Source organism: Sulfitobacter sp. CB2047 (assembly GCF_000735125.2).
GTDB lineage: Bacteria > Pseudomonadota > Alphaproteobacteria > Rhodobacterales > Rhodobacteraceae > Sulfitobacter > Sulfitobacter pontiacus.
On the sequence record NZ_CP072613.1, the window covers coordinates 3,157,392 to 3,181,508 of the forward strand.

Consider the following 24,117-nt stretch of genomic DNA (forward strand, 5'->3'; position numbering starts at 1 on the left):
CCATGGCTTACAGCTACGACGACCAGAACATCTTTGCCAAAATCCTGCGCGGCGAAATCCCGAACAACACCGTTTATGAATCCGACCACGCGCTTGCCTTTCGCGATATCGAACCCCAAGCGCCGACGCATGTGCTGGTGATCCCCAAGGGCCCCTACATCAGCTTTGACCACTTCGCGGCAGAGGCAAGCGATGCCGAAATCGTGGGCTATGTGCGCGCCATCTCGGAAGTCTGCAAAGCCGAAGGGGTTACATTGGACGCGGGCGAAGGGTTTCGTATGATCGCCAATGCCGGCGCGCATGGGGTTCAGGAAGTCCCGCATCTGCATGTGCATATTCTGGGCGGTCGGCCCATGGGGCGCATGGTGGCGCGCCCCAGCTAACCCGTCACGACATCAATCAGTGCGCAAAAGGCGCGGCGTGATCTTGCGCCGCGCTTATTTGTTTTTACGACCCGCCCGCCAGCGCGCGAAACGGCCCTGCTTTTCGGCGATGTCATCTTCCAGCCGCTCTAACGTCGGATCGATGCGCGCGCGTTTGAACCGACGCCAGCGGACCCAGATCGCATAGACCACCGCGGCAAACAGGATCAGGATGATGATATTCAGGAACGGGATTCCCTTGCTCGCATCCGGCCCGTCCACCACGCGCACGGACACCGCGTTGGGGAAGATCGACAGGAACTCGTTGCGCCAGCCGTAATGCTTGACCGCGACATACTGCGGCGTACCGGCGGCGGATTTCAGATCAGATGCCTCGGCCTGCAGGTTGGTCGTGTCGAATTTGAAATACGGCGGCCAGCCCCAGCCGGTATCCTCGTTGCGGTAAACCATGACGTCGCCTTTGGCCCGACGCGTCTGGATGAAGAAAACATCGCGGTTACCCAAAGCGGTGCTGTTGCCCACATCCGCATGCGACCAGAAGATCGAGTTCTCGCCAAAGTCGATGCGCTTTTCATAGGTGTCGGTGATCCGCACGATATCGACCTGGGGCAGCGTATAGTGAAAGAACGCGGCAATGATCAGCCAGATCACACCCCAGAAGGTCCATTTGATGATCGCCATCGGCGTTACCCCTTAGTTAAAGTTGGTGAGGTAGACGGTCAGGATGACCAGCCCCACCGGGACAATATAGACCCCAAGGATCAGCTTGCGACGGATCGACCCGTCATATCGTTTGAGCCCTCGTTGCACGAAAATGTCGCGATCCACAAGACGCGGCCCGTGCGCCCACTTCTGGTAGAGCTTGCCGCGCCGTACCCGACGCGAATAGATCGACAGGGCGATATAGATGATCGTTAGAACGACGAACCCGATGACGATCAACCTTAACAAAGCCAGCATAATCCCAGCGCCTCTCTTGTGTCCCGGGCCGGGTGTCAGTCGGTGACGGGCCAGACGATCTTGATCTCGCCGCCGCTTTCACGCTCTGGGGTTTCCAGCTCTCCGCCCAATTGCTGCGCGGCGGCAAGCAGGATGCGCATGCCGAGCCCCGTGCCCGTGGTCCGATCTTTGGGAATACCGGGGCCGTCGTCAATGCAGCTGAGGTGGTAGAAGCCGCCCTTGCGTTCGCCGCGCAGGTCGAGTGTCCCGCGTTTGCGGCCCTCATAGGCGTATTTCGCAGCGTTGGTCATCGCCTCGTTCACGATCATCCCCACGGATGACGCAGAGCGGGACGACAGATGCGCCTGATCGACCTCTATGTTCACCTGCACCCCGTCGGGCAATTGTTCACTGGTGGAATGGGCGACCTTCTTCAGGAAGGCTGCGATATCCACCGCGGCACCGGTTTCAGTCAGGTACAACGCTTCATGCAAGCTGCTGATGGTCGACAGGCGGCCCTGAATGGTGTCCAGCGCGGCGCGGGCTTCGGGGGATTTTTCGCTGCGGATCTGGATGCGGATCAATGCCTCTAGGGACTGGAGCGAGTTTTTCACGCGGTGGTCGACCTCTTTGCGCAGCACCTCGGCATCGGCTAGGGCCTTGCGCAGCTCGATCTGCCGCATCGCCTGCCCCGCCAGCACCTTGAGCGCGCGACGCTGAAAATCATTCAGCTGATGCGGTTTCTTATCCAGCACGCAGAGCGTCCCGAGCGGCAGATTCTTGTCATCCTCCAGCAAGGCACCGGCATAGAACCGGATCGAATCCTCGCCGGTGACGAAATTATTGTCAGCGGTGCGCGGATCGGCGGTGGTGTCGGTCACCTCCAGGTAGTCATCGCCCGCGATGGCATGGGCGCAAATACTGTCGGTGATGTCGCTACCGTCAATTTCAAGCCCGACCTTGGATTTGAACCACTGGCGGTCTTCATCCACCAAAGAGATCAGCGCGATCGGCACCTCGCAAATCTCTGCCGCGAGGCGCGTGATGTCGTCGAACCCTTCTTCGGGGGCGCTATCCAGAATATTATATCCCCGCAGCAACGCGAGGCGCATTTCTTCTTGTTCTATCAAAGATGCTTTCATCGGGAACACTCACGAAACAGCGTGCGGAAAGCACTTTTAACAAGACTAAGGATGCAGGCGATAGGCACGGATATGGCCTGACACCCCCATCCCGCGACAGCGATGCGTCAAGATATCGACGTGACAGAGTACGTCAAGCCATATTCCCTGTTTGTACTCGCGGTTACCCCCAACCGCTAAAAGGGCGTTTGCCCCCCGTAAAGGGGGGCAGCGCAATCAGCCTACGACGTTGAAATCAGGGCCATAAGGATAGCCGGTGATATTGTCGTTGCCGTCTTCTGTGATCACCAGAATATCGTGTTCGCGGTAGCCGCCCGCGCCGGGTTGACCTTCGGGAAGGGTCAGCATCGGCTCCATCGAGATGACCATGCCGGGTTCAAGCACCGTGTCGATGTCCTCGCGCAGCTCCAGCCCTGCCTCGCGGCCATAGAAATGCGACAGCACGCCGAACGAATGACCATAGCCGAAGGTGCGGTATTGCAGCAGGTCACGCTCTTCGAGGAAGGCGTTGATCTTGTGGGTGACATCGGCGCAGCTGACACCGGGCTTCAGCAGGCTCATCCCGTATTCATGGGCAGCGACATTTGCCTCCCAGATTTTCAGGCTTGCGGGGTCCACCTCTCCGGCGAACATGGTGCGTTCCAGCGCCACGTAATAGGCCGAGATCATCGGGAAGGTGTTCAGCGACAGGATATCGCCGCGCTCCAGCTGCCGTGCGGTAACCGGATTATGCGCACCATCGGTGTTGATGCCGGACTGGAACCACACCCAGGTGTCGCGGTATTCGGCGTCGGGGAACCGCTTGGCAATCTCAAGCTCCATCGCATCGCGGCCTGCCATTGCGATGTCGATCTCGCGCGCGCCGACCTTGACCGCATCGCGGATCGCATAGCCGCCCACGTCAGCAACCTGAGCGGCCTGACGGATCAACGCAATCTCTGCCGGAGACTTGTGCATCCGCTGGCGCATGGTCGTCTCGAAAAGGTCGATCATCACCACCGGCTCAAGGAAATCTTCCAGCTTGTCGCGCTGCATTAGCGTCAGGTGATCCCCCTCATAGCCGATCACCGCGCCCTTGCCCGTAACCGAGGCCACGGCGCGCCAGTAATTGTCGCGCTGCCAGTCGGTATAGGTGATGTTGTCGCAGAAGCTACGGCGCCACGGCTGACCGGCGTCGATGCCTGCGGAAATCGTCACACAGTCTGTCTCAGTCACCACCAGCCCATAGGGGCGACCAAAGGCGCAATACAGAAAGCCCGAATAATAGGCGATATTGTGCATCGACGTGAAGACCGCCGCCGTCGCACCGGCTGCATCCATCCGTTCGCGCAGCTCTTCCAGACGCGCTTCGTATTCAGCGGTGTCAAACGGCAGCGGAGACTTCGTGCCGTTATGGAAACGGTACATATCGGGACGGGCGGTTTTGGATGTATTGGTCATATCAGACCCTCCTTCTCAGAAAGGTCCCGGCGTGCAGGACGCAAGGGCCGTGAAATGCAGGACGACGCCATCGTCCCAACCCGCCCCCTGTCTCGCCGATTTGCGCGGCCCGATCAAGGCTCACTTTATGCCAAGCAGCGCTTTCACCATATCGCTGTCGGGGTCTTCCAGCAGGTCGATAATGTCAAAGTGGTGCCGCCCCTCGACGACGAACTGCTTGGCCCCCCACACGCGCGAGAATTGTTCGGCCTGCTCCAGAAAGGCGGGGCGCTCATCGGCCCCGACCCAGATCGTGACGTTCACCCCATGGGGCGGCGTCATGTTCACGGGGCTTTCTGCCGTCGCTTCGGCTTCGTCCAGCTGAAGGATGTCGTTCATAGAGGTCTGCAACAGCGGCATCAGATCTGCCACGGGCGAGATGGACACGATATTCTCGATCCGGTCGCGGACATCGCCGGACAGGATCAACGGGTCGGTCATGCGGGCAACCTGCTGCCCACCCGCGGAATGGCCGACAAGCGCCAGCGCACCTTGGGTGCGTTTGGCGATCTCGGAAATGGCGCGGGCGACCTGTCCGGTGATCTGGCTGATCCGCACATCGGGGCACAGGTCATAGCCGACCATCGCGACCGCATAGCCGCGCGCCAGGGGGCCAGCCGCCAGATGGGACCAATCGGCAGGAGCAAACGCTTTCCAATAGCCACCGTGGACAAAGATCACCGTGCCCCGCGACACGCCTTCGGGTTCAAACAGATCATAGATTTCGCGGTCGGTCGGCCCGTAAGAGATATTCTTTTGCGCACGAAACCCCAGCTTCTTGCGGAATGCCGCTGCGGCGTCTTTCCAGCGGGGCGGATATGCCTCTGCGTTATCGATATAAGCGGCGTTGGCATAGGCGTCGTCTAGCTGCATGTGGTCCTCCGTCAGCGTCCCGATACGAACTGGAACTAGACAATCATAGCGTTTGTTGCTTTGGGTAACCACAGACAAAAGCGGAGAGATCAAAATGACTGACGCAAAGACTGACCTGAAATCAATGCTCAAGGATCCAAGCCTGCTTGAGACCCGCGCCTATATCGGTGGCGAATGGGTGGATGGCGACGATGGCACCTTTGATGTAGTGAACCCCGCCCGCGGCGATGTGATTGCCAAGGTCGCCAACCTCAGCCGTGCGCAGGTGGCCGGTGCCATCGCCCAGGCGGAAAAGGCACAGAAGGAATGGGCCAGCTGGACTGGCAAGGAACGGGCCGGCGTCATGCGCAAATGGTTCGACCTGATGATGGAAAACCAAGACGATCTGGGGGCCATCCTGACCGCTGAACAGGGCAAGCCTCTGGGCGAGGCCAAAGGCGAAATCGCCTATGGCGCGTCCTTTATCGAATTCTTCGGCGAAGAGGCCAAGCGCGTCTACGGCGAGACCATCCCCGGCCACCAGCGCGACAAGCGGATCACCGTGATCAAGCAGCCCATCGGCGTGGCCGCGTCGATCACGCCCTGGAACTTCCCCAACGCGATGATCACCCGCAAGGCCGCGCCCGCGCTGGCCGCCGGCTGCGCCTTTGTGGCGCGCCCCGCTGCGGAAACACCGCTGTCGGCAATCGTGATGGGTGTGCTGGCCGAACGCGCGGGCATCCCCGCAGGCGTGTTCAACGTGCTGCCGTCGTCGTCTTCCTCTGCCGTGGGCAAGGAGTTCTGCGAAAACCCCGCCGTGCGCAAACTGACCTTTACCGGATCAACCGAAGTGGGCCGCATCTTGCTGAAACAGGCTGCCGATCAGGTCATGAAATGCTCGATGGAGCTGGGGGGCAACGCGCCGTTCATCGTCTTTGACGACGCCGATCTGGACGCCGCTGTCGAAGGCGCGATCCTGTGCAAGTTCCGCAACAACGGCCAGACCTGTGTTTGCGCGAACCGCATCTATGTGCAGGCCGGTGTTTATGACGCCTTCGCTGAAAAGCTGAAAGCACGCGTTGAAAAGATGAAGGTCGGCGACGGCTTTGAAGACGGCGTAGAGCTGGGGCCGCTGATCAACGGCGATGCCTCCGAGAAGGTGAAAGAACATGTCGAGGACGCGGTGTCGAAAGGTGCCGAAATCCTGCTGGGCAGCAAAGAAGAGCAGATGGAGGGCAACTTCCTCGCGCCGACCATCATCACCGGTGTGACGCAGGATATGAAAGTCTCGAAAGAGGAAACCTTCGGCCCGCTCGCCCCGCTGTTCAAGTTCGACAACGAAGACGACGTGATCGAGATGGCCAATGACACGATCTTTGGTCTTGCGTCCTACTTCTACGCCAAAGACCTGAGCCGCGTGTACAAGGTCGCAGAGGCGCTGGAATATGGCATCGTGGGTGTGAACACCGGCATCATCTCGACCGAGGTCGCGCCGTTTGGCGGCGTCAAGCAGTCCGGTCTGGGCCGCGAAGGCAGCCACCACGGGATCGAGGATTATCTGGAAATGAAGTACATCTGCATGTCGGTCTGACCTGCGGATCATCTGGCATTAGAAACGGGCGGCGGGATCATCCTGCCGCCCGTTTTCGTTTCAGCCGTTCAGCGCGCGGGTGATCAACTGGCCCAAGCGTTCGATCCCTTCCGCGATCTTGCCTTCGGTCGAGGTGGAATAGCTAAGCCGCAAGGTATTGCGCCCCGACCCGTCCGCGAAAAACGCGTGCCCCGGTACAAAGGCGACCCGTTCGCTTTCCAGCGATTGTTTCAGCAGATCGGCCCCGTCCAGCGTGTCGGGCAGTGTCACCCAGATGAACATGCCGCCTTCGGGTTTGGTCCAGCTCACCCCATCGGGCATATGCGCCTGCAGCGCTGCCAGCATAGCGTCTCGACGTGCACGGTAGGCGTTGCGGATCGTGTCGATGTGGCTGTCGAAATGCTGCTCCGCGACCGAGGCCACGGCGATCTGGTTCAATGTGGCACTGTGCAGATCCGCCGCCTGTTTCATCAACACCAGTTGCGAGATCACCGGCATCGCGGCGCAGACCCAGCCTACACGCAGCCCGGGCGACAGTGTTTTCGAAAAGCTGCCGCAATAGATCGTCCGGCAGGCTTCCAGATCGCCGTTCCGGCGTTCGGCCTCAAGCGCGAGGATCGGCGGGATCGCGTCGCCGTCAAAGCGCAGCGACTGATAGGCCGCGTCTTCGATCACGGCAATGTCCATTTCCTCGGCCAGATCAATCACCCGCTCGCGCGCGGCGCGGCTGACGGTGGCCCCTGTCGGATTGGCAAAATCAACGGAAAGATAGGCGAACTTGGCCGCGCCGCCTGCCTCTTTCGCGGCGGCGGTATAATCCGCACCACTGCGGTTGCTCAGCGGGTCCAGCTTGTCGTAGCGCGGCTCGTAGGCGTTAAAGGCGCCCAAGGCCCCCAGGTAGGTCGGCCAGCCCACCAGCGCGGTATCCCCCGGCGACAGGAACAGCTTGCCCAGATAATCCAGCGCCTGCTGCGAGCCCGAGGTGATCAGGATGTTGTCCGGCGTCGCCGGAATACCGATCGCCTGCATCTGCGCGGCAATCCAGACGCGCAAAGGTTTGTGCCCCTCGCTGGTGGAATACTGCAACCCCTGCGCCGCCATCGGCCCGTTCAGCGCCTCGGCAAAAGCGTCCTGAAACGCCGCTTTTGGAAACAGATCAGGGTCAGGAATACCACCGGCGAAAGAGATGATATCCGGCTGGTCCAACAGCTTGAGCAGCTCGCGAATTTCCGACGCCTTCATGCGATTGGCGCGTGTGGCAAATATTTCCTGCAGTGACATCCGGCGTTCCTCCCCCGACTGGATCGGGGCACTGTGCCCATTGCGCTATTTTAAGTCAACAACTGTGACCTAGCCCCCCATGCGCGCATAAAAAAGCCCGGCGCAAATGCACCGGGCTTCGTCTGTCACAGAGGTGTCGCTTAGTTGACGGTATTCGCGTCAACCACATCCTTTTCAATCGCCTTTGGCGCACGTGCGATCTGGATCTGGCGCGGTTTAAGCGCTTCGGGCACCTGACGTTCCAGATCGATGTGCAGCATACCGTCGGCATGGGCCGCGCCGGTCACTTGCACGTGATCCGCCAGATGGAAGCGGCGTTCGAACGCGCGGGTCGCGATGCCACGATGCAGATAGGTCTTGTCCGTATCTTCATCAGCTTTGCGCGCCGAGACGATCAGCGATTTTTCACGGACTTCAACGCTCAGGTCGCCTTCGGTAAAGCCGGCGACGGCGATGCTGATACGATAGGAATCATCGTCCAGTTTTTCGATGTTGTAAGGGGGATAGCTTGGCTGCGGTGCGTCGTTGGCCATCACGCGATCCATCAGATTGGCAATCTGGTCAAAGCCGACAGTCGAACGGTGCAGCGGTGCAAAATCAAAACTACGCATAGGTATTCATCCTCGTTTGAGCGATAATCATTCAGGCCTTCCACCATGGACAGACCCTGGGTTGTCTACCGGAACCCTCAACAGGCGTTCCGGTGACATGCATGTGGGGATGGATAAATCGCGTTTCAAGGGGACAAAATCACCCCTGATGACAAGGTCAGGGTTTGACGAATTTCGCGCCGGTGGTGCGGCGGCGATCCTCTGACGTGATGCGCTTGCTGACAACACCTCCGCCTTGGAACACCCCCTTGCCTGCCACCAGATCCGCCTGAAGCCGCGCCAGCGGTGCACCAAGCGCGGTACCAAGGGACACTTCCTTGTCCTCGACATGGGCCTTGGCGGATACGACAGACACAATCTGCGGCACCCCGTTTTCAAAGGTAAAGATCGGCGCACCACTGGCCCCGAAATCGACGGAGCATGTGGTCACCAGCACGCCTTCTTGGCGGGCCAGCACGCTGCAGACCTCTTGCAGGGACGGTGCCTCTGACCGGTCTTTGGCATAGCTCACCACCCCTAACTGGTCGCCACGGCGCGGACGGCGGGCGGTGTCGAAGGGTTTGATCGTGGTATTGCGGATCGGCCGGTCAAGTTCGAGCAGGGCCAGATCGTTGCGCACACGGTCCGAGGACACGACGCCGTCGTAGACATAGTCAGGATGCACCACCGCACGGCGCACATTGCGATAGGCCCCCGCCCGCCCGTTGCGCCAACCGGCAAGGAATTCTACCTCGCCATGATCAATGCGCTGCTTGCTTTCCCTGTCGTACAGACAATGCGCCGCCGTCAGCACCAGACGAGGCGCGATCAACGCGCCGGTGCAAAACCCCTTACCGCCGATATCCAGACGGCCCACGGCCTCCCACGCGCCGGCATCCACCCCCGTGTCCAGCCTGCGCAACCGCGCATCCTGAGCAAGCCCGGCCGTCGCGACGGTCAGGCACATGATAGAGATGGCTACCCAACGGCGCACGGATATCGCTCCTACTTCGGTGAGGTCTGGTCTTTAGCCTCTCCTAGCCGCGAGATAAGGCGAAAATGCGGCGAAACCCTTAGCGGAGGCGAGGAATCTGCAAGTTTGTGCCTTTTTCTTGCGACAACGCCGGAGGCTTCGGCCCACCCGACGCCCAATCCAGCAACTCTACCGTGTGCACCACGGGCACGCCCGCCGCCGATCCGATCTGCATCATGCAGCCGATATTGCCTGCCGCGATCACGTCGGGGTTCTTGGCCTGCAGGGTTCTGACCTTGCGGTCTTTCAACTGCTTAGAGATTTCGGGCTGCATCAGGTTATACGTCCCCGCCGACCCGCAGCACAGGTGTGAATCCGCAGGCTCGACCACGGTAAAGCCTGCGCGTTTCAGCAAATCCTTGGGGTAGCTTTTGATCTGCTGGCCGTGTTGCAGGGAACAAGCGGCATGATAGGCCACCGTCAGGCCGTGATGGGCGGGCGTGGGGGCCTTTGGCGCGTCGATGCCCGCGATATCCCCCTTGGCGGGGTTGGGCATGGCGTCTGGGTCTGCGTCTCCCGCAAGATCGTGCAGCACCTCGGACACATCCTTGGCGATCGCCGACACCCGCGCCGCATCCGCCGCCAGCGGGCCGTTGCGGAACATATGGCCGTAGTCTTTCACCGTGGTGCCACAGCCCGAGGTGTTGATGACGATGGCGTCCAGCCCCTGCCCGTCCATCTCGGCGCACCATGCCTTGATGTTGCGCGCCGCGGTGGCGTGGCTTTCGCTGGTTTTGCCCATGTGATGGGTCAGCGCCCCGCAGCAGCCCGCGCCTTCGGCGACGACCACCTCGCAGCCCTGCCGTGTCAGCAGGCGGATGGTGGCGTCGTTGATGTCGGTGTTCAGCGCCTTTTGCGCACAGCCCGTCATCAGCGCCACCCGTTTGCGCGGTGCCCCCTGCGCCGGGAAGCTCTGCGGGTCATCGTTGCGGCTGACCGGCGGGATCGTCTTGGGGGCCATCTCGATCATCGCACGCAACCGCGCGTCGGGCATCAACCGCGCGAAGGGCCGCCCGATCTTCGCCCCCAGAAGCGCCAGCCGGAACCGCGCCGGATAGGGCAGGATACGCGCCAGAATCCACCGCAGGGCACGGTCGCTGAAGGGCCGTTTGTAGCGTTTTTCGATGTAATCGCGGGCGTGATCCACCAGATGCATATAGTGCACGCCCGAGGGGCAGGTCGTCATACACGCCAGACAGGACAGGCAGCGGTCGATATGTTTGACCGTCTTTTCATCCGGATCGCGGTCGTTCTCGAGCATGTCCTTGATCAGATAGATACGTCCGCGCGGGCTATCCAATTCGTCACCCAACACCTGATACGTGGGGCATGTGGCGGTGCAAAAGCCGCAATGCACACAGGCGCGCAGAATCTCGTTGCTGCGCGCCGTCGCGGGGTTTTTCAACTGTTCTGCGGTGAATGTGGTTTGCATGAAAGCTCCGGCATTGCGGGCACGAGACCCTGACGAGGTAAAGAGTTAAGCGGCGACGGTGCTGGCCCAGATCAGGCCGAACCAGGGCAGCGTGGTGGCCAAGATCCCCAGCACATTGGTCCAGCGCTGCGTGACGGGGCCGGGATAGGCGCGGCGCAACACCTGCGCGACAAAGGCAAGAACGGCGATCCAGCCCAGCCAGATACAGGCAATCGCCCCCATCGACGCGAGCAGGTTTTCGCCCCAATACTGCGCAACGCCATAGCGTATCGCCATCCCCGCCACGGCACAGAGAAAAGCCAGGAGCACCAGCGCACGCAGGCTGCGCCGGTCAGGCTTGCCACGGGTCAAGAGGCGGAACACCAACGGCCCGCCGATAAAGACAACAAGGAAGACCGCAAGCAAGCTCATGCCGCGCAGTCCAGCTGGCCCGCGTTGAAGATGCCCTTGGGATCGAATTGCGCCCGCAGGGCCGCTGTCAGCCGCGCCACACCGGCGGGTTCGGGGTGGAACACGCCCAAGCGCGCCTTGGTCTGCACATCGGCCCGCACCAGCGTTGCATGCCCATCCATCGGCCCGATGGCTGCGCGCAGATCATGGCCCGCGGCGCTGCGCAGCCAGATCAGCCCGCCCGCCCAGTCGTAGGTCCAGCGCTCTGCCCCCGACCGCGCCGCGATCCCCGGCGCGTCAGAGGGGTTGCACGACACGCGCCACACATCACCCTGCCCGTCGTGAAACGCCGCCACATCACGGATGCCGGACCAAAGCGCCTGCGTCGCCGCTGCATCGCGTTGCTCGACCTCTGCCCCCGCGCCGGCGAGCAACGATTGAAGCTGGCTCAGACGGTAGCTGACCGATGCCTCGAACCCTTCGATGCGCAGTGCGGTTTCGCGGGTGGCAGGGTCATGGGCGGCACCTGTCACCTCGAACGGGCTGCCAAGGGCGCGGGCCATCGCGGCCACAGCGGCCGCATCGTCCAGCCCGTGCAGCACCAAGGTCGCCTGCGTTTCAGGGCGTGGCAGCACCTTCATCGATACCTCGCTCAGCACACCCAAAGTGCCGTAAGACCCCGCCATCAGCTTGACCAGATCATAGCCGGTGACATTCTTCATCACGCGCCCGCCGTTCTTGACCACGGCACCGCGCCCGTCGACAAAGCGCACCCCCAGCAGAAAGTCCCGCGCCGCCCCGACCGAGATCCGCCGCGGTCCGCTGATATTGCCTGCCATCACCCCACCGATCGTCGGCGTGCCGCTGGTGCCCAACAACCCGCGATGGTCCATCGGTTCGAACGCGAGACGCTGGTTTTCGGCGGCCAGCGCCTCTTCGATTTCGGTCACGGGGGTGCCGGGTTTCGCGACCAGCGTCAGCGCACCGGGTTCATACAGCGTGATCCCCTGCAGCCCCGCAACGCGCATGATCTGACCTGTCGCGGGCAGGCCGCGCGTGCCGCCCCCCTGAACCGAGATCGGGCCAGCGGCACCTTTGACCGCATCGACCAGCGCCTCTTCGGATGTGATGGCCATGTCTCGGCTCCTTCGTCGTGCGTGTGATCTGTTGAAGATCAGCAGTTAATCAGGCGCGGGTTATTCCGCCGCGAGCGCCACGGCGCGGCGTGTCTCTGACGCATCCAGCGGAAAGACCTTGGCGGGGTTCAGCAGCCATGCGGGGTCGAACACATCCTTCACCGCCATCTGCGCCTCCAGATCGTCGGGGGCGTATTGCACATGCATCAGATCGCGTTTCTCGATCCCGACGCCATGTTCGCCGGTCAGACAGCCGCCCACTTCGACGCAGAGCTTGAGGATCTCGGCCCCGAATTCCTCGCAAAGCTCAAGATCGCCCGGTTTGTTGGCATCAAACAGGATCAACGGGTGCATATTTCCGTCGCCCGCATGGAACACATTGCCGACCTTCAGCCCGAACTGATCGCTGAGTTCCTTGATGCGTTTGAGCACGAAGGGCAGCGAGGACACCGGGATGGTGCCATCCAGACACATGTAGTCGTTGATCTGCCCCATCGCGCCAAAGGCCGATTTCCGACCCAGCCAGATCTTGGCGCTTTCCTCTGCGGATTTGGATTGCCGCAGCTCCACCGGATTGTGCCGCCGCGCGATGTCGGAAATCAGACCCAACTGGTGGTCAATCTCCGCGTCGGAGCCTTCGACCTCGATGATCAGCAACGCCTCGCACATGGGATAACCAGCCTTGGCGAAGGCCTCCGTCGCTTCGATACAGGGGCGGTCCATGAATTCGATGGCGACGGGCAAGACACCCGCCTTGATGATGTCAGAGACACATTCCCCCGCGACCTCGTTATCGTCGAACCCGATCAACACGGGCCGCGCGCCTTCGGGTTTGTGCAAGATGCGCAGCGTGGCTTCGGTGACGACCCCCAGCTGCCCTTCAGAGCCGCAGATCAGCCCCAGCAGGTCCAGCCCGCCCGCATCCAGATGCGCGCCGCCGACCTCGATCACCTCGCCATCCATCAAGACCATCGTAACGCCCATGAGGTTGTTGGTCGTCACCCCGTATTTCAGACAATGCGCCCCGCCCGAATTCATCGCGATATTGCCCGCGATGGCACAGGCCAGCTGGCTTGAAGGGTCGGGCGCGTAAAAGAAACCGTCTTCCTCGACCGCGCCTGTGACGCTCAGGTTGGTACGCCCGGTTTGCACCTTGATGATGCGGTTGGGGTAATCGGTTTCGATCACCTCGTTCATACGCGCCACGCCAAGGATCACGCAGTCCGCCGTGGGCAGCGCGCCCCCCGCCAGCGACGTACCGGACCCGCGCGGCACGACGGGCACGCCCTCTTCGTGGCAGATGCGCAACACATCCGACACCTGCTGTGTGGTATAGGGCAACACCGCCACCATCGGCGCACATTTATAGGCGGTCAGCGCATCACATTCATAGGCCCGCGTCTCGCGTTCATCCGAGATGACAGCATCAGCCGGCAAAACCTGACGCAGCCGATCAACCACGCGCGTCTTGCGCGCGATCACGGCTTGGCTGGGAATGGGCATTTCCATGGCGAACCTCCAGTTTGGTAAAATAATATGACCAATTAAAGACATTGGCAACATAGAACCCGTCGGCGTATGCAGCTTAGCATGACTTGGATGGATCGCATCGCCCTGTTTCAACCGCTGGATTATGCCGCTTTGGCGATAATCTTTTGCGCCTGGCTGGCCATTGGCTGGCGCATCGAACACCCGAACCCCGCTAAGCCCTCTGTGTCGCTGATCATGGCGCAATACCGGCGCGAATGGATGACCCAGATGATCACCCGCCAGCCGCGTATCTTTGATTCGCAGATGATCAGCACCCTGCGGCAAAGCACGGCTTTCTTCGCCTCTACCAGCATGATCGCTTTGGGCGGGACACTGGCGCTTTTGGGCAACAGCGAGCGTCTGTCGACGGTGGTCGAAGACCTTGCCCTGACCGAGCTGCCCACCGTGGTGTGGGAATTCAAAATGCTGCTGCCACTGTTCTTTCTGACCAACGGCTTTCTGAAATTCGTCTGGTCAAACCGGCTGTTTGGCTATTGTTCGGTGCTCATGGCCGCCGTCCCAAATGACCCCGAGGACCGCCGCGCACCCCCGCTGGCGTCCAAGGCGGCAGAGATCAACATCACCGCCGCACGCAGTTTCAATCGGGGGTTGCGGTCGCTTTATTTTGCGCTGGCCAGTCTGGGCTGGATCGTCGGCCCGATCCCCCTCACCGTAGCGGCCATGGTCACCGTCATCATCATCTGGCGGCGCGAGTTCACGTCACTGTCACGGCGCATTCTATTGGAAAATGAGCAAGGCTAGTCTATATGTCTGTTTTCAGACATTGGTGTATTCATGTACAAATTGATCCTTTCCATTCCGCTGCTGGTTGCAGCACAGGTCGCTGCGGCGGACCCGACCTCCATCAACTCGGTGCGCGTGTCGAAAGAGGGCGGCCTTTATAAGTTCGACGTGACGATCAGCCACAATGATACCGGCTGGGACCACTTTTCGGACGCGTGGCGCATTCTGGATGCCGATGGCAACCAGCTGGCAATCCGCGAATTGATCCACCCCCACGTGGACGAACAACCGCTAACCCGTTCCCTGTCCGGCGTTGAGCTGCCCGCAGGCACGACAGAGGTCGGCATTCAGGCCCGCGATACGCAGGCCGGTTGGGGGAAAGAGATCAAGAAGGTCCAGATCAAGTAAGATTTGGGCCCTGCCGGACCCCAGAGCTGGCGGATTTATACGCGGTGGTATGGGCCGCCCGACAGGATCGAGGCGGCGCGATACAGCTGTTCTGCCAGCATGACGCGCACCAGCATGTGCGGCCAGACCATCTTGCCGAATGACAGCGCATGATCCGCCTCGCGGCGTAGCTCTTTGTCGATGCCATCCGCGCCGCCGATGACAAAGCACAGATCCCCCCGCCCCTGATCGCGCCAGCCCCCTAGACGGTTGGCAAAATCCGGTGAGGTTTCGACCTTTCCTCGTTCGTCCATCACGCAGATCAACGACCCCGCAGGAATGGCACGGCGCAGCAACGCGGCTTCGGCGGGCATACCGCCATTTTTCTTATCCTCAACCTCGATCACGCGCGCGGGCCCTAGGCCCAGCGCGCGACCGGTTCGATCGAACCGATTCAGATAATCATCAATGAGGTCTTTTTCCGGTCCGGCGCGCAAACGCCCGACCGCACAGATGTGAACACGCATGATCCCTGCCTGAAAGGCAGCTTAATGCGGCATCACGGCTGGGGCTTCTGTGGTCATCCACATCTTCTCCAGCTGGTAGAATTCGCGGACTTCCGGACGGAACACGTGAACGATCACATCGCCTGTGTCGATCAGCACCCAGTCACCTGTTTCCTTGCCTTCGACCTTGGGCGAACGGCCATAGTCGTCCTTGACCATCTGGGCCAGTTTTTCAGCGATCGCCGAAACCTGACGCGAAGACCGGCCGGAGCACACAACCATATAGTCGCCAATCGCCGTTTTGCCGCGCAGATCGATCTGCACAACTTCTTCGGCTTTGTCGTCGTCAAGTTGGGAAAGGATTGAAGCCAGCAGAGCGTCGCTTGTGGCTGTGTTTTGTTCAGCAGTCATCAGGGCTGCCTGCGGGGTAGCAGTCGGAACTGCATTTGAAAGCGTTGACAGGACATTGTCCTCCTTTAGACGCGCCGACAGTCCCCCGGCGCTGGGGATGTCCTAGAATAGGCACGCCGAAGTGAAATTTCAATGACAAGCGGCCATGACCGGCATTTACCGGCGCGCGCCAGTCGGGCCCGCTCCGAGAGCCGCGACACCACCGCTTTGACGGGCCGCCCGTGACGCGGCCAGAGAATGGCACGCCCTTACGGGCAAACTCTTGTCCGGTGTGCATTTTTACTGACGGCACTGGCGTTGTCAGGGGGTACGACGACCACCCTCCTCGCAGCGCCATGAAGGTCTGGCCGAAAGGCACATATGCCATCCGTCCGGCTCGAGTTGGCAGTCGTGCTACAGCGTCGCAAAGCTGCCATGCGCCCGCGACAGGGGGATAGGTGAAGTCACGACAGGATCCCGGCCCCGCTGATTCCCGCCGCTCATTCCTGTGTTGATCCGGCACCTGCACCCGCGCGGGACAGGGCGAGCTTGCTGTCGTCCAGAACCTTGACCTCGCGCTGCGGGAAGGGGATCGAAATGCCGTGCTCTTTGAACGCATCCCAAAGCGCCAGATAAACATTGCCCCTGATATTGGTCAGACCGCCTGTCGGGTCCTTGATCCAGAAGCGCAGGATATAATCGACGCTGCTGTCCCCAAAGCCCACGATATGACAGACCGGAGCCTTGAAGCTCAGCACCCTCTCGACCCCGCTTGCGGCCTCTACCGCCAGTTTGCGCACCACATGGGGATCATCCCCGTAAGCCGTGCCGAAATAGATATCGAGCCGCACAAAATCGTTGGAGTGGGACCAGTTCACCACCTGACCGGTGATCAGGTCCTCGTTCGGGATCAGATATTCCTTCCCGTCCCGCGTCACGACAGAGGCATAGCGCGCGCCCAAGGTCTGGATCCAGCCAAAGGTATCGCCAAGGCTGATCACATCCCCCGGCTTGATGGATTTGTCGATGAGGATGATGATCCCCGACACAAGGTTCGACACGACCTTTTGCAGGCCGAAACCAAGGCCCACACCAATCGCCCCCGACAGCACCGCAAGCCCGGTAAGGTCAATTCCGACGGCCTTGACCCCCATAAAGAAAGCGATGCCATAAAGCGTCAGCTGTACGCCCTTCACCGCCAGCACCTGCATAGAGGGGCTGATGTCTTCGTTCTTGCGGATCGTGGCAGCGCTGGTCTGGCTGATGATCCGCGCCACAGAGAAGAACAGACCGATCACCACCAGCGCGGTGATCACCGTCAGCAGCGACAGCCGGAAATCCCCGATCGACAGCGCCACCGAATCCAGAAACGCCGAGACATCATCAACCACGTTCAACGCATAGAGCGTGGCGTAGATCCACAGCCCCCATGTCACGAGACGCCGCATGGGGCGGTTGCGCACCAGCCGCGCTGCGAAGGCGATACAGACCCACACCGCCACCAGCGTCGCGAATATGCCGATCAGATAGGACCGCGACGGCCAGGTAATGTTCTGCATCACCAGATAGACCGTCCCTGCCAGCAGGGCGAACCACATCAGCCCCAGACGCCGCTTGACCTGCACCACCATGCGCAGCTGCCACTTGGACCACCCCTCGCGCGAGCGGACCCAGTTTTGCAGCCAGTTGCCCGTGGCGTGATGCAGCCCCCATGATATCAGCGCGAGCCCGAGCAGGATGAACATCTGGTACTGACGCCAGCCGGGCTGCATCAGGCTTTCCGCCAACCCGATCCCCCCTGCGATCAACGCCTGGATACTCTCAAGGAAATGGGCAAAGGGGTCTGGGGTCATCATGAACTTTCAAGGCAAGAAACTTGTACAGGGCTTCAATGGTGGGACAATCCCGCGCACCGCGCAAGAAGGGATACCCCCGTCCGTGCACAAGCACGTGATCCGATGCAGCCGCGCCACCACCGCACACCGTCAGAATCCTTGATCACATGGCCGAAAGCGTCTAGCTAAGCCGCTATGACACATGTTTCAGACGATCTGTTCGACATTTGCGACCGCGCCCGCTTGCGCGAACGCTTTTTCGGGGCAACCCACACCGTGCTGGCGCGACTATAAACGCCCGCCCGCGCCTTGGCGCTCGTCTTTCGTACACCCCTATTCTTCGCTTACATAACATACGGGAGAGGACCACATGTCCCCCAAAACGCTCTATGATAAAATCTGGGATGCCCATGTCGCGCACGAGGCCGACGATGGCACCTGCCTTCTGTACATCGACCGTCACCTCGTCCACGAAGTGACCAGCCCGCAAGCCTTTGAAGGGCTGCGGATGACGGGCCGCACCGTGCGCCGCCCGGACCAGACCATCGCTGTGCCCGATCACAACGTGCCGACCACGCTGGACCGCGCCAACGCCGCGACGATGACCGAAGACAGCCGCGTTCAGGTGGCCGCCCTTGATACAAACGCCAAGGAATTCGGCCTGCACTACTACCCCGTGTCCGACGTGCGTCAGGGCATCGTGCATATCGTCGGCCCTGAACAGGGCTGGACCCTGCCCGGCATGACCGTTGTCTGCGGTGACAGCCACACCGCGACACATGGGGCCTTCGGGTCGCTGGCCCACGGGATCGGCACCTCGGAGGTGGAACACGTGCTGGCGACGCAAACTCTGATCCAGAAGAAATCCAAGAACATGAAGGTCGAGATCACCGGCAAGCTTGCCCCCGGTGTGACCGCCAAGGACATCACCATGACCGTGATCGGTGAAACCGGCACGGCGGGCGGCACCGGCTATGTCATCGAATATTGCGGCGAGGCGATCCGTGACCTGTCGATGGAAGGCCGCATGACCGTCTGCAACATGGCCATCGAGGGCGGCGCGCGCGCTGGCCTGATCGCGCCGGACGACAAGACGTTCGAATATTGCAAAGGCCGCCCCCACGCGCCCAAGGGTGCCCAGTGGGAAGCCGCGATGGATTGGTGGAAAACTCTGTATTCCGATGACGACGCCCATTGGGACAAGGTCATCACGATCAAGGGCGAAGACATCGCGCCAGCCGTCACCTGGGGCACCTCGCCCGAGGATGTTCTGCCCATCACCGCCAAAGTGCCCGCGGCATCCGACTTCACCGGCGGCAAGGTCGACGCGGCGAAACGCGCGATCGAATACATGGGCCTGACCGAAGGCATGGCGCTGACCGATATCGAGATCGATACCGTGTTCATCGGGTCTTGCACCAACGGCCGCATCGAAGACCTGCGCGCTGCGGCGGCGGTTCTGAAAGGCAAGAAGATCAAGGACGGCATGCGCGCCATGATCGTCCCGGGCTCCGGCCTTGTGCGGGCGCAGGCCGAGGAAGAAGGGCTTGCCGATATCTTCAAGGATGCCGGTTTCGAATGGCGCCTTGCGGGGTGTTCCATGTGTTTGGCGATGAACCCCGACCAACTGGCACCGGGTGAACGCTGCGCATCGACGTCGAACCGCAACTTCGAAGGTCGTCAGGGCTTTAAGGGGCGCACCCATTTGATGTCCCCCGCGATGGCTGCCGCTGCCGCTCTTACCGGACGTTTGACCGATATCCGCAAGCTCGACGCGTAAGCGGCCAGCAGATCAAAGGACAACAAAACCATGAACAAATTCGACAAACTTTCCGGGATCGCGGCCCCCATGCCGATGGTGAATATCGACACCGATATGATCATCCCCAAGCAGTTCCTGAAAACGATCAAACGGTCGGGCCTTGGCGTGAACCTGTTTGACGAGATGCGCTATGACCGCGACGGCAACGAAGTACCGGATTTCGTGCTCAACAAACCGCAATACCGTGACGCGCAGATTCTTGTGGCGGGCGATAACTTCGGATGTGGTTCTTCGCGGGAACACGCGCCTTGGGCCATCGCCGATTTCGGCATCACCTGTGTTATCGCGCCCAGCTTTGCGGACATCTTCTACAACAACTGTTTCAAGAACGGCATCCTGCCGATCGCCCTGCCGCAAGAGCAGGTGGACCTGTTGCTGAAAGACGCCGAAAAAGGCTCTAACGCGCGGATCGAAGTGGATCTTGAGGCGCAGAAGATCACCAGCTCTGACGGTGAAGTCATCAGCTTCCAGGTTGACGCGTTCAAGAAGCACTGCCTGATGAACGGGCTCGACGATATTGGTCTGACGCTGGAAAAAGCGGCCTCTATCGACAGCTTCGAATCTGCCGCTGCACAGGCACGCCCCTGGGTCTGATCCCCACGGGCCCGGCCCGACGGGCTGGCGCGCTTGACCTAACCACGGGTTGAGTTCTATACATGGTTGTGGGCACCGCTTTGTTGCCCACAACAGGCCGCGGGTTGCGTCATTTTCGCCGCAGCTATGATGCAATATCGCACCACACCTGCGCTCAAAATGTCTCAGATCCGCGCGCATCGTCAGGAACGGGCTTGAGGAATGTGGCGAAAGAAGACACAATTGAGGCAATTCTGAGGCAGGCCTTCGACACCCGAGGGCATCAAGTTGGAACAAGCACGCGGCAAAGAATCGTGGCTGGCCAGTTTGGAAGGGTAGTTTTGTGATTGCACGTATATCCGGCGCGGCAGCGCGTGGCATTCTGGTGGCATTGTTGATTGCAACGCCCGCCCTCATGTTACCCGATGCGTTGAACGATTCCAGCCAGATCACAATGCTGGTGGCGCTGATCGCCTGTTTCCTCACGTTCATCGAATACAACTCGAACTTCCCCAGCATCATCGAATTCCGCGACGCGGCCCCCTTCAACCGGCTGCGCTATGTCTGCTTGCTGGTCACCATCATCCTGCTGACGTTGATCCTGAAGCAAAAGGTCAGCCCCTCGGTTCTGGGCGGTGCCATGACCTCTATCGGGACGATCCTTGGCAATGCGATGGATTTCCCCTTTTCGCCGGTGCGCATGATTGTCCTGATGCTGCCCGAAAGCGCCAGCGACGCACTGGTGACATCGGTCCGTACGTCCGCGGGCATGGCCTATCTGATCTCGCTGATCTCGATGGGGGCGTTTCTGGTGCTGGTGCGCATCATGAATTGGCCAGTGCGTCAGGGGGCCTTTAACGTCTGGGTGAACCTGCCGCTGTTCGACCCGACCGCGGGCGGCGATGTCATCTATCGTCTGCAACGGGACGCGCGGATCAATATCGCGCTTGGCTTCCTTCTGCCCTTCCTGATCCCCGCAGTAGTCAAAGCGGCGGCCGATCTGCTAGACCCGATTACATTGCAGAACCCGCACACCCAGATCTGGACAGTCGCCGCATGGGCCTTCCTTCCTGCCAGCATCATCATGCGCGGCATTGCCATGGGCAAGATCGCCGAGATGATCGAAGAGAAACGCCGTCGCGCCTATGCCGACGAGGCGGAGAAAGATCACGGCTTGCAGCCAGCCTGATCGCAGGCGTCCTGCTGGCCGCATCCCCCGCGGTGGCAGAGCCCCTGCGCATCGCCACCTTCAACACCGAATTATCGCGGGCCGGACCGGGTCTGCTGCTGCGCGACATTGCCAAAGGGGCGGACCCGCAGATTACCGCTGTGACGCGCCTGCTGGCGGATGTTGCTGCCGATATCATCGTGCTGCAGGGGGTGGATTACGATCTTGGCGGCACAACGCTTGGCGCTTTGGCGGACAGGCTTGGCGAGGCTGGCCCCAGCTACCCCTACCGTTTCGCGCTGCCTCCGAATGCGGGACGGCCTACGGGTCTGGATATGGACGGCGACGGAAAAACGGGCGGAGCGCGCGATGGTCAGGGCTATGGCCGCTTCTTCGGCGCGGGCGCGATGGCGATCCTGTCGCGCTATCCCGTGCTGCGCACCGATGTTCAGGATTACAGCGATTTTCTGTGGCGTGACCTGCCCGATGCGCTGCTGCCGCAGACGGACGGTGCCCCCTTCCCCTCTGCCGCGGCGCAAGAGGTGCAGCGGCTTGCCTCGCACGGGGCATGGGTCGTCCCCCTCGACATCCCAGACCAAGCGCCCCTGACCCTGCTGACCTTCTATGCCACGCCCCCTGTGTTCGACGGACCAGAGGACCGCAACGGCAAACGCAACCATGATGAAATCCTGTTCTGGGACCACTATCTGGCGGGCACCTTCGGCCCGCCGCCAACAGACCGTTTTATCCTGCTGGGGGATGCAAATCTTGATCCGGCGAAAGGCGAAGGGCTGCGCGCCGCGATCCAGACGCTGTTGGATCACCCCGCGCTCCACGACCCGCTGGCGGGCCAGCCCACCGTCACCTTCGACAGTTTGGGAGATATGCGTGTCGACTATCTACTGCCCTCAACCGACTGGCGCATCGTCGCCGCTGGCGTGACCCGCGACCCTGCTGCCAGCCGTCATGGCGTGGTCTGGGTCGATCTTGACCGCTAGCCGTTCTTGACCCCTCTGGCTCCCCGCGCTACCCCGCTATCAACGTATTTTTCAGGAGACACCGCATGGCCAACCCCACATTGCTAATCCTCGCCGGTGACGGCATCGGCCCCGAGGTCATGGGCCAGGTTGTTCGCATCATCGACTGGTTTGGCGACAAGCGCGATCTGGCCTTCGACGTGGATCACGATCTGGTCGGCGGTGCCGCCTATGACAAACACGGCACCCCCCTGCATGACGACACGATGGCCAAAGCACTGGCGGCGGATGCTGTTCTGCTCGGTGCCGTTGGCGGGCCGAAATACGACGCGCTTGATTTCAGCGTGAAACCCGAACGCGGCCTGCTGCGCCTGCGCAAGGAAATGGACCTGTTTTCGAACCTGCGTCCGGCACAGTGTTTTGACGCGCTGGCGGATTTCTCCTCGCTGAAGAAAGACCTCGTTGCCGGGCTCGACATCATGATCGTGCGCGAACTGACATCGGGTGTCTACTTTGGCGAACCCCGCGGAATTTTCGAGGAAGGCAACGAACGCGTCGGCATCAACACTCAGCGCTACACCGAATCCGAGATCGACCGTGTCGCACGGTCAGCCTTTGAACTGGCGCGTCGTCGGGGCAACAAAGTCTGCTCGATGGAGAAAGCCAACGTCATGGAAAGCGGCATCCTGTGGCGCGAAGTCGTGCAGAAAGTGCATGACGAAGACTACCCCGATGTCGAGCTGTCCCACATGTACGCCGACAACGGCGCGATGCAGCTGGTGCGCGCGCCCAAGCAGTTCGACGTGATCGTCACCGACAACCTGTTCGGCGATATCCTGTCCGATTGTGCCGCGATGCTGACAGGCTCGCTGGGGATGCTGCCCTCTGCCTCGCTGGGTGCGCCAAATGCCGATGGCCGCCCCAAAGCGCTGTATGAGCCCGTCCATGGCTCTGCCCCCGATATCGCGGGTCAAGGCAAGGCGAACCCCATCGCCTGTATCCTCAGCTTTGCGATGGCGCTGCGCTATTCCTTCGACCAGGGCGATGAGGCCGCGCGTCTGGAAAAAGCCGTTGAAAAAGTGCTCGCCGATGGGGCACGTACCGCGGATCTGATGGGCCCCGAAGGCGGCTCACCCATCTCGACCTCCGAAATGGGCGACGCAATCCTCGCCGCGCTGGACGCGAGCCTGTAAGACCTAAAGAGCAGCCCTGCCGGATGACCGGCGGGGCTGCTTTGCTTTCGCCAGAGCTGCAGCATGCCGCAGCCACGCCCGTTGAAGCGGGCAGCAGCCGTGACCCTATCCGCGCCCCTGCCGGCGCAGAAACAATACCGCCAGAGTGATCACCGTCGCCATCGCAATCACACCGAGATACCGTTCGTACAGTCCATCGACATCAGTGGGTAGCATGAAAAAGACCGGTGCCGAGACGGTCCAGAGCGCGGAGAGACCGACAAGAATTCTGCCGTATATCGCACCGCAGCAGCGCGCCCCTTCTGACATGGACCACGGCAAGATCGCCATAAGAAGGCCAAGAGCATAGACCAGGTAGCTATGGATCACGACGCCATCGCTGTCGTTGTCGCCGTATTCATTCCGCGCGCCAACAAGGAAGACAATCAGCCCCAAGACGGTGAAGCCCACGATCCCGACGCTCCAGCGCCAATTGCCCAGATGAATATGCGCGGCAAGTAAAGCGACCGATATCAGTGAAGCCGAAAACGCATAGATGCCGATATCGACAATATATTCATATTCACCCGCACCAAGATCGCTGATGGTGTCGGCGATCCAGTCGTGGTCCGGAACAACAAAATCCGCGATCAGGATCATCACCGAAAACAGGATGCAGCCAAATATCGCGTACCATGCAAGGAGGCGCACGAGCCCGGGCCTTTCTCGAACTGCTGCGTCGCCGGTTTCGTTCTCCATGTACAA

26 protein-coding genes are annotated in these 24,117 nt (G+C 60.9%); 10 read left to right on the plus strand and 16 right to left on the minus strand.

What is annotated here, in order from left to right; genetic code table 11:
* Nucleotides 1-2: 2 nt before the first annotated feature.
* On the plus strand, nt 3-383 hold the full coding sequence (locus IV89_RS15565) for a histidine triad nucleotide-binding protein (RefSeq protein WP_005851062.1): 381 nt from the start codon (nt 3-5) through the stop codon (nt 381-383).
* 54 nt (nt 384-437) lie between these two features.
* On the opposite strand, the gene IV89_RS15570 is transcribed toward IV89_RS15565, so the two are convergent.
* From IV89_RS15570 to IV89_RS15590, 5 genes are all read right to left on the minus strand, one after another.
* Entirely contained in the window at nt 438-1,064 is a 627-nt protein-coding gene (locus IV89_RS15570; protein ID WP_005851059.1) for a DUF1523 family protein, read from the minus strand.
* A gap of 12 nt (nt 1,065-1,076) precedes the next feature.
* Entirely contained in the window at nt 1,077-1,343 is a 267-nt protein-coding gene (locus IV89_RS15575) for a hypothetical protein (RefSeq protein ID WP_037943013.1), read from the minus strand.
* 35 nt (nt 1,344-1,378) lie between these two features.
* Complete coding sequence (locus tag IV89_RS15580) at nt 1,379-2,464, minus strand: histidine kinase dimerization/phosphoacceptor domain -containing protein (RefSeq protein ID WP_037943011.1); 1,086 nt, start codon at nt 2,462-2,464, stop codon at nt 1,379-1,381.
* A 216-nt stretch (nt 2,465-2,680) separates the two neighbouring features.
* The gene (locus IV89_RS15585) at nt 2,681-3,904 is read right to left on the minus strand and encodes an aminopeptidase P family protein (protein WP_037943009.1); all 1,224 of its coding nucleotides are present in this window, start codon (nt 3,902-3,904) and stop codon (nt 2,681-2,683) included.
* Nucleotides 3,905-4,024: 120 nt separating this feature from the next.
* Nucleotides 4,025-4,816, minus strand: coding sequence for an alpha/beta hydrolase (locus IV89_RS15590; protein ID WP_037943008.1), 792 nt, complete (start codon nt 4,814-4,816; stop codon nt 4,025-4,027).
* A 94-nt stretch (nt 4,817-4,910) separates the two neighbouring features.
* On the opposite strand from IV89_RS15590, the gene IV89_RS15595 reads away from it, so the two are divergent.
* Complete coding sequence (locus IV89_RS15595; protein WP_037943006.1) at nt 4,911-6,386, plus strand: NAD-dependent succinate-semialdehyde dehydrogenase; 1,476 nt, start codon at nt 4,911-4,913, stop codon at nt 6,384-6,386.
* A 60-nt stretch (nt 6,387-6,446) separates the two neighbouring features.
* Here IV89_RS15595 and IV89_RS15600 read toward each other — a convergent pair whose 3' ends face one another.
* The 7 genes from IV89_RS15600 to IV89_RS15630 form a co-directional block, all read right to left on the minus strand.
* The gene (locus IV89_RS15600; protein WP_037943004.1) at nt 6,447-7,667 is read right to left on the minus strand and encodes a PLP-dependent aminotransferase family protein; all 1,221 of its coding nucleotides are present in this window, start codon (nt 7,665-7,667) and stop codon (nt 6,447-6,449) included.
* 140 nt (nt 7,668-7,807) lie between these two features.
* A complete protein-coding gene (locus IV89_RS15605; protein WP_005851048.1) occupies nt 7,808-8,278 on the minus strand; it encodes an Hsp20 family protein in 471 nt (156 codons plus the stop codon).
* A gap of 157 nt (nt 8,279-8,435) precedes the next feature.
* Entirely contained in the window at nt 8,436-9,224 is a 789-nt protein-coding gene (locus IV89_RS15610) for a trypsin-like serine protease (protein ID WP_037944884.1), read from the minus strand.
* A gap of 106 nt (nt 9,225-9,330) precedes the next feature.
* Nucleotides 9,331-10,722 carry a glycolate oxidase subunit GlcF gene (gene glcF / locus IV89_RS15615; RefSeq protein ID WP_037943003.1) on the minus strand — a complete coding sequence of 464 codons (1,392 nt, stop codon included), beginning with the start codon at nt 10,720-10,722 and terminating at the stop codon, nt 9,331-9,333.
* A 45-nt stretch (nt 10,723-10,767) separates the two neighbouring features.
* The gene (locus IV89_RS15620) at nt 10,768-11,133 is read right to left on the minus strand and encodes a hypothetical protein (protein ID WP_037943001.1); all 366 of its coding nucleotides are present in this window, start codon (nt 11,131-11,133) and stop codon (nt 10,768-10,770) included.
* Complete coding sequence (locus tag IV89_RS15625; RefSeq protein ID WP_037943000.1) at nt 11,130-12,248, minus strand: FAD-binding protein; 1,119 nt, start codon at nt 12,246-12,248, stop codon at nt 11,130-11,132. The genes IV89_RS15620 and IV89_RS15625 overlap by 4 nt, the downstream gene beginning before the upstream one ends.
* Before the next feature lie 60 nt (nt 12,249-12,308).
* The gene (locus tag IV89_RS15630) at nt 12,309-13,757 is read right to left on the minus strand and encodes an FAD-linked oxidase C-terminal domain-containing protein (protein WP_037942998.1); all 1,449 of its coding nucleotides are present in this window, start codon (nt 13,755-13,757) and stop codon (nt 12,309-12,311) included.
* A gap of 81 nt (nt 13,758-13,838) precedes the next feature.
* On the opposite strand from IV89_RS15630, the gene IV89_RS15635 reads away from it, so the two are divergent.
* Together IV89_RS15635 and IV89_RS15640 are read left to right on the plus strand one after the other, a co-directional pair.
* Entirely contained in the window at nt 13,839-14,540 is a 702-nt protein-coding gene (locus IV89_RS15635) for a DUF599 domain-containing protein (protein WP_037944882.1), read from the plus strand.
* A gap of 33 nt (nt 14,541-14,573) precedes the next feature.
* The gene (locus tag IV89_RS15640) at nt 14,574-14,930 is read left to right on the plus strand and encodes a hypothetical protein (protein ID WP_005851038.1); all 357 of its coding nucleotides are present in this window, start codon (nt 14,574-14,576) and stop codon (nt 14,928-14,930) included.
* A gap of 35 nt (nt 14,931-14,965) precedes the next feature.
* Here IV89_RS15640 and rlmH read toward each other — a convergent pair whose 3' ends face one another.
* From rlmH to IV89_RS15655, 3 genes are all read right to left on the minus strand, one after another.
* Nucleotides 14,966-15,436 (minus strand): 23S rRNA (pseudouridine(1915)-N(3))-methyltransferase RlmH, encoded by a 471-nt coding sequence (rlmH, locus tag IV89_RS15645; protein WP_009825853.1) that lies wholly within the window; start codon nt 15,434-15,436, stop codon nt 14,966-14,968.
* Between the two features lie 21 nt (nt 15,437-15,457).
* Complete coding sequence (gene rsfS, locus IV89_RS15650) at nt 15,458-15,826, minus strand: ribosome silencing factor (protein ID WP_005851034.1); 369 nt, start codon at nt 15,824-15,826, stop codon at nt 15,458-15,460.
* Between the two features lie 479 nt (nt 15,827-16,305).
* Nucleotides 16,306-17,577 (minus strand): mechanosensitive ion channel domain-containing protein, encoded by a 1,272-nt coding sequence (locus IV89_RS15655; RefSeq protein WP_235183809.1) that lies wholly within the window; start codon nt 17,575-17,577, stop codon nt 16,306-16,308.
* Nucleotides 17,578-17,835: 258 nt separating this feature from the next.
* Here IV89_RS15655 and IV89_RS15660 point away from each other — a divergent pair, with 258 nt between their 5' ends.
* The 6 genes from IV89_RS15660 to leuB all read left to right on the plus strand — a co-directional run bounded on the left by IV89_RS15660 (nt 17,836) and on the right by leuB (nt 23,373).
* On the plus strand, nt 17,836-17,934 hold the full coding sequence (locus IV89_RS15660) for a hypothetical protein (RefSeq protein WP_037942997.1): 99 nt from the start codon (nt 17,836-17,838) through the stop codon (nt 17,932-17,934).
* A 76-nt stretch (nt 17,935-18,010) separates the two neighbouring features.
* Nucleotides 18,011-19,420 carry a 3-isopropylmalate dehydratase large subunit gene (gene leuC, locus IV89_RS15665; protein WP_037942994.1) on the plus strand — a complete coding sequence of 470 codons (1,410 nt, stop codon included), beginning with the start codon at nt 18,011-18,013 and terminating at the stop codon, nt 19,418-19,420.
* Nucleotides 19,421-19,450: 30 nt separating this feature from the next.
* Nucleotides 19,451-20,056: a 3-isopropylmalate dehydratase small subunit gene (leuD, locus tag IV89_RS15670; RefSeq protein WP_037942993.1), complete on the plus strand. Its 606-nt coding sequence runs from the start codon at nt 19,451-19,453 to the stop codon at nt 20,054-20,056.
* A 322-nt stretch (nt 20,057-20,378) separates the two neighbouring features.
* Nucleotides 20,379-21,224: a hypothetical protein gene (locus IV89_RS15675; RefSeq protein WP_005851026.1), complete on the plus strand. Its 846-nt coding sequence runs from the start codon at nt 20,379-20,381 to the stop codon at nt 21,222-21,224.
* Between the two features lie 32 nt (nt 21,225-21,256).
* Nucleotides 21,257-22,201, plus strand: a complete 945-nt coding sequence (locus IV89_RS15680; protein WP_037942992.1) for an endonuclease/exonuclease/phosphatase family protein — start codon at nt 21,257-21,259, stop codon at nt 22,199-22,201.
* Between the two features lie 65 nt (nt 22,202-22,266).
* The gene (leuB, locus tag IV89_RS15685) at nt 22,267-23,373 is read left to right on the plus strand and encodes a 3-isopropylmalate dehydrogenase (RefSeq protein WP_005851023.1); all 1,107 of its coding nucleotides are present in this window, start codon (nt 22,267-22,269) and stop codon (nt 23,371-23,373) included.
* Between the two features lie 105 nt (nt 23,374-23,478).
* Here the strand turns inward: leuB and IV89_RS15690 are convergent, their stop codons facing one another.
* Nucleotides 23,479-24,111, minus strand: a complete 633-nt coding sequence (locus tag IV89_RS15690) for a DUF998 domain-containing protein (RefSeq protein ID WP_037942991.1) — start codon at nt 24,109-24,111, stop codon at nt 23,479-23,481.
* Between the last annotated feature and the right edge of the window lie 6 nt (nt 24,112-24,117).

Bases quoted from the DNA above. Each gene is read 5' to 3' on its own strand.
- rsfS (WP_005851034.1), bottom strand. From the start codon at position 15,826: ATGACTGCTGAACAAAACACAGCCACAAGCGACGCTCTGCTGGCTTCA.
- IV89_RS15565 (WP_005851062.1), top strand. From the start codon at position 3: ATGGCTTACAGCTACGACGACCAGAACATCTTTGCCAAAATCCTGCGC.
- IV89_RS15570 (WP_005851059.1), bottom strand. From the start codon at position 1,064: ATGGCGATCATCAAATGGACCTTCTGGGGTGTGATCTGGCTGATCATT.
- IV89_RS15595 (WP_037943006.1), top strand. From the start codon at position 4,911: ATGACTGACGCAAAGACTGACCTGAAATCAATGCTCAAGGATCCAAGC.
- IV89_RS15640 (WP_005851038.1), top strand. From the start codon at position 14,574: ATGTACAAATTGATCCTTTCCATTCCGCTGCTGGTTGCAGCACAGGTC.
- rlmH (WP_009825853.1), bottom strand. From the start codon at position 15,436: ATGCGTGTTCACATCTGTGCGGTCGGGCGTTTGCGCGCCGGACCGGAA.
- IV89_RS15635 (WP_037944882.1), top strand. From the start codon at position 13,839: ATGACTTGGATGGATCGCATCGCCCTGTTTCAACCGCTGGATTATGCC.
- IV89_RS15590 (WP_037943008.1), bottom strand. From the start codon at position 4,816: ATGCAGCTAGACGACGCCTATGCCAACGCCGCTTATATCGATAACGCA.
- IV89_RS15610 (WP_037944884.1), bottom strand. From the start codon at position 9,224: ATGTGCCTGACCGTCGCGACGGCCGGGCTTGCTCAGGATGCGCGGTTG.
- IV89_RS15585 (WP_037943009.1), bottom strand. From the start codon at position 3,904: ATGACCAATACATCCAAAACCGCCCGTCCCGATATGTACCGTTTCCAT.
- IV89_RS15630 (WP_037942998.1), bottom strand. From the start codon at position 13,757: ATGGAAATGCCCATTCCCAGCCAAGCCGTGATCGCGCGCAAGACGCGC.
- IV89_RS15690 (WP_037942991.1), bottom strand. From the start codon at position 24,111: ATGGAGAACGAAACCGGCGACGCAGCAGTTCGAGAAAGGCCCGGGCTC.
- IV89_RS15660 (WP_037942997.1), top strand. From the start codon at position 17,836: ATGACACATGTTTCAGACGATCTGTTCGACATTTGCGACCGCGCCCGC.
- leuB (WP_005851023.1), top strand. From the start codon at position 22,267: ATGGCCAACCCCACATTGCTAATCCTCGCCGGTGACGGCATCGGCCCC.
- IV89_RS15655 (WP_235183809.1), bottom strand. From the start codon at position 17,577: ATGCAGCCCGGCTGGCGTCAGTACCAGATGTTCATCCTGCTCGGGCTC.
- leuD (WP_037942993.1), top strand. From the start codon at position 19,451: ATGAACAAATTCGACAAACTTTCCGGGATCGCGGCCCCCATGCCGATG.
- IV89_RS15575 (WP_037943013.1), bottom strand. From the start codon at position 1,343: ATGCTGGCTTTGTTAAGGTTGATCGTCATCGGGTTCGTCGTTCTAACG.
- IV89_RS15620 (WP_037943001.1), bottom strand. From the start codon at position 11,133: ATGAGCTTGCTTGCGGTCTTCCTTGTTGTCTTTATCGGCGGGCCGTTG.
- glcF (WP_037943003.1), bottom strand. From the start codon at position 10,722: ATGCAAACCACATTCACCGCAGAACAGTTGAAAAACCCCGCGACGGCG.
- leuC (WP_037942994.1), top strand. From the start codon at position 18,011: ATGTCCCCCAAAACGCTCTATGATAAAATCTGGGATGCCCATGTCGCG.
- IV89_RS15600 (WP_037943004.1), bottom strand. From the start codon at position 7,667: ATGTCACTGCAGGAAATATTTGCCACACGCGCCAATCGCATGAAGGCG.
- IV89_RS15625 (WP_037943000.1), bottom strand. From the start codon at position 12,248: ATGGCCATCACATCCGAAGAGGCGCTGGTCGATGCGGTCAAAGGTGCC.
- IV89_RS15605 (WP_005851048.1), bottom strand. From the start codon at position 8,278: ATGCGTAGTTTTGATTTTGCACCGCTGCACCGTTCGACTGTCGGCTTT.
- IV89_RS15580 (WP_037943011.1), bottom strand. From the start codon at position 2,464: ATGAAAGCATCTTTGATAGAACAAGAAGAAATGCGCCTCGCGTTGCTG.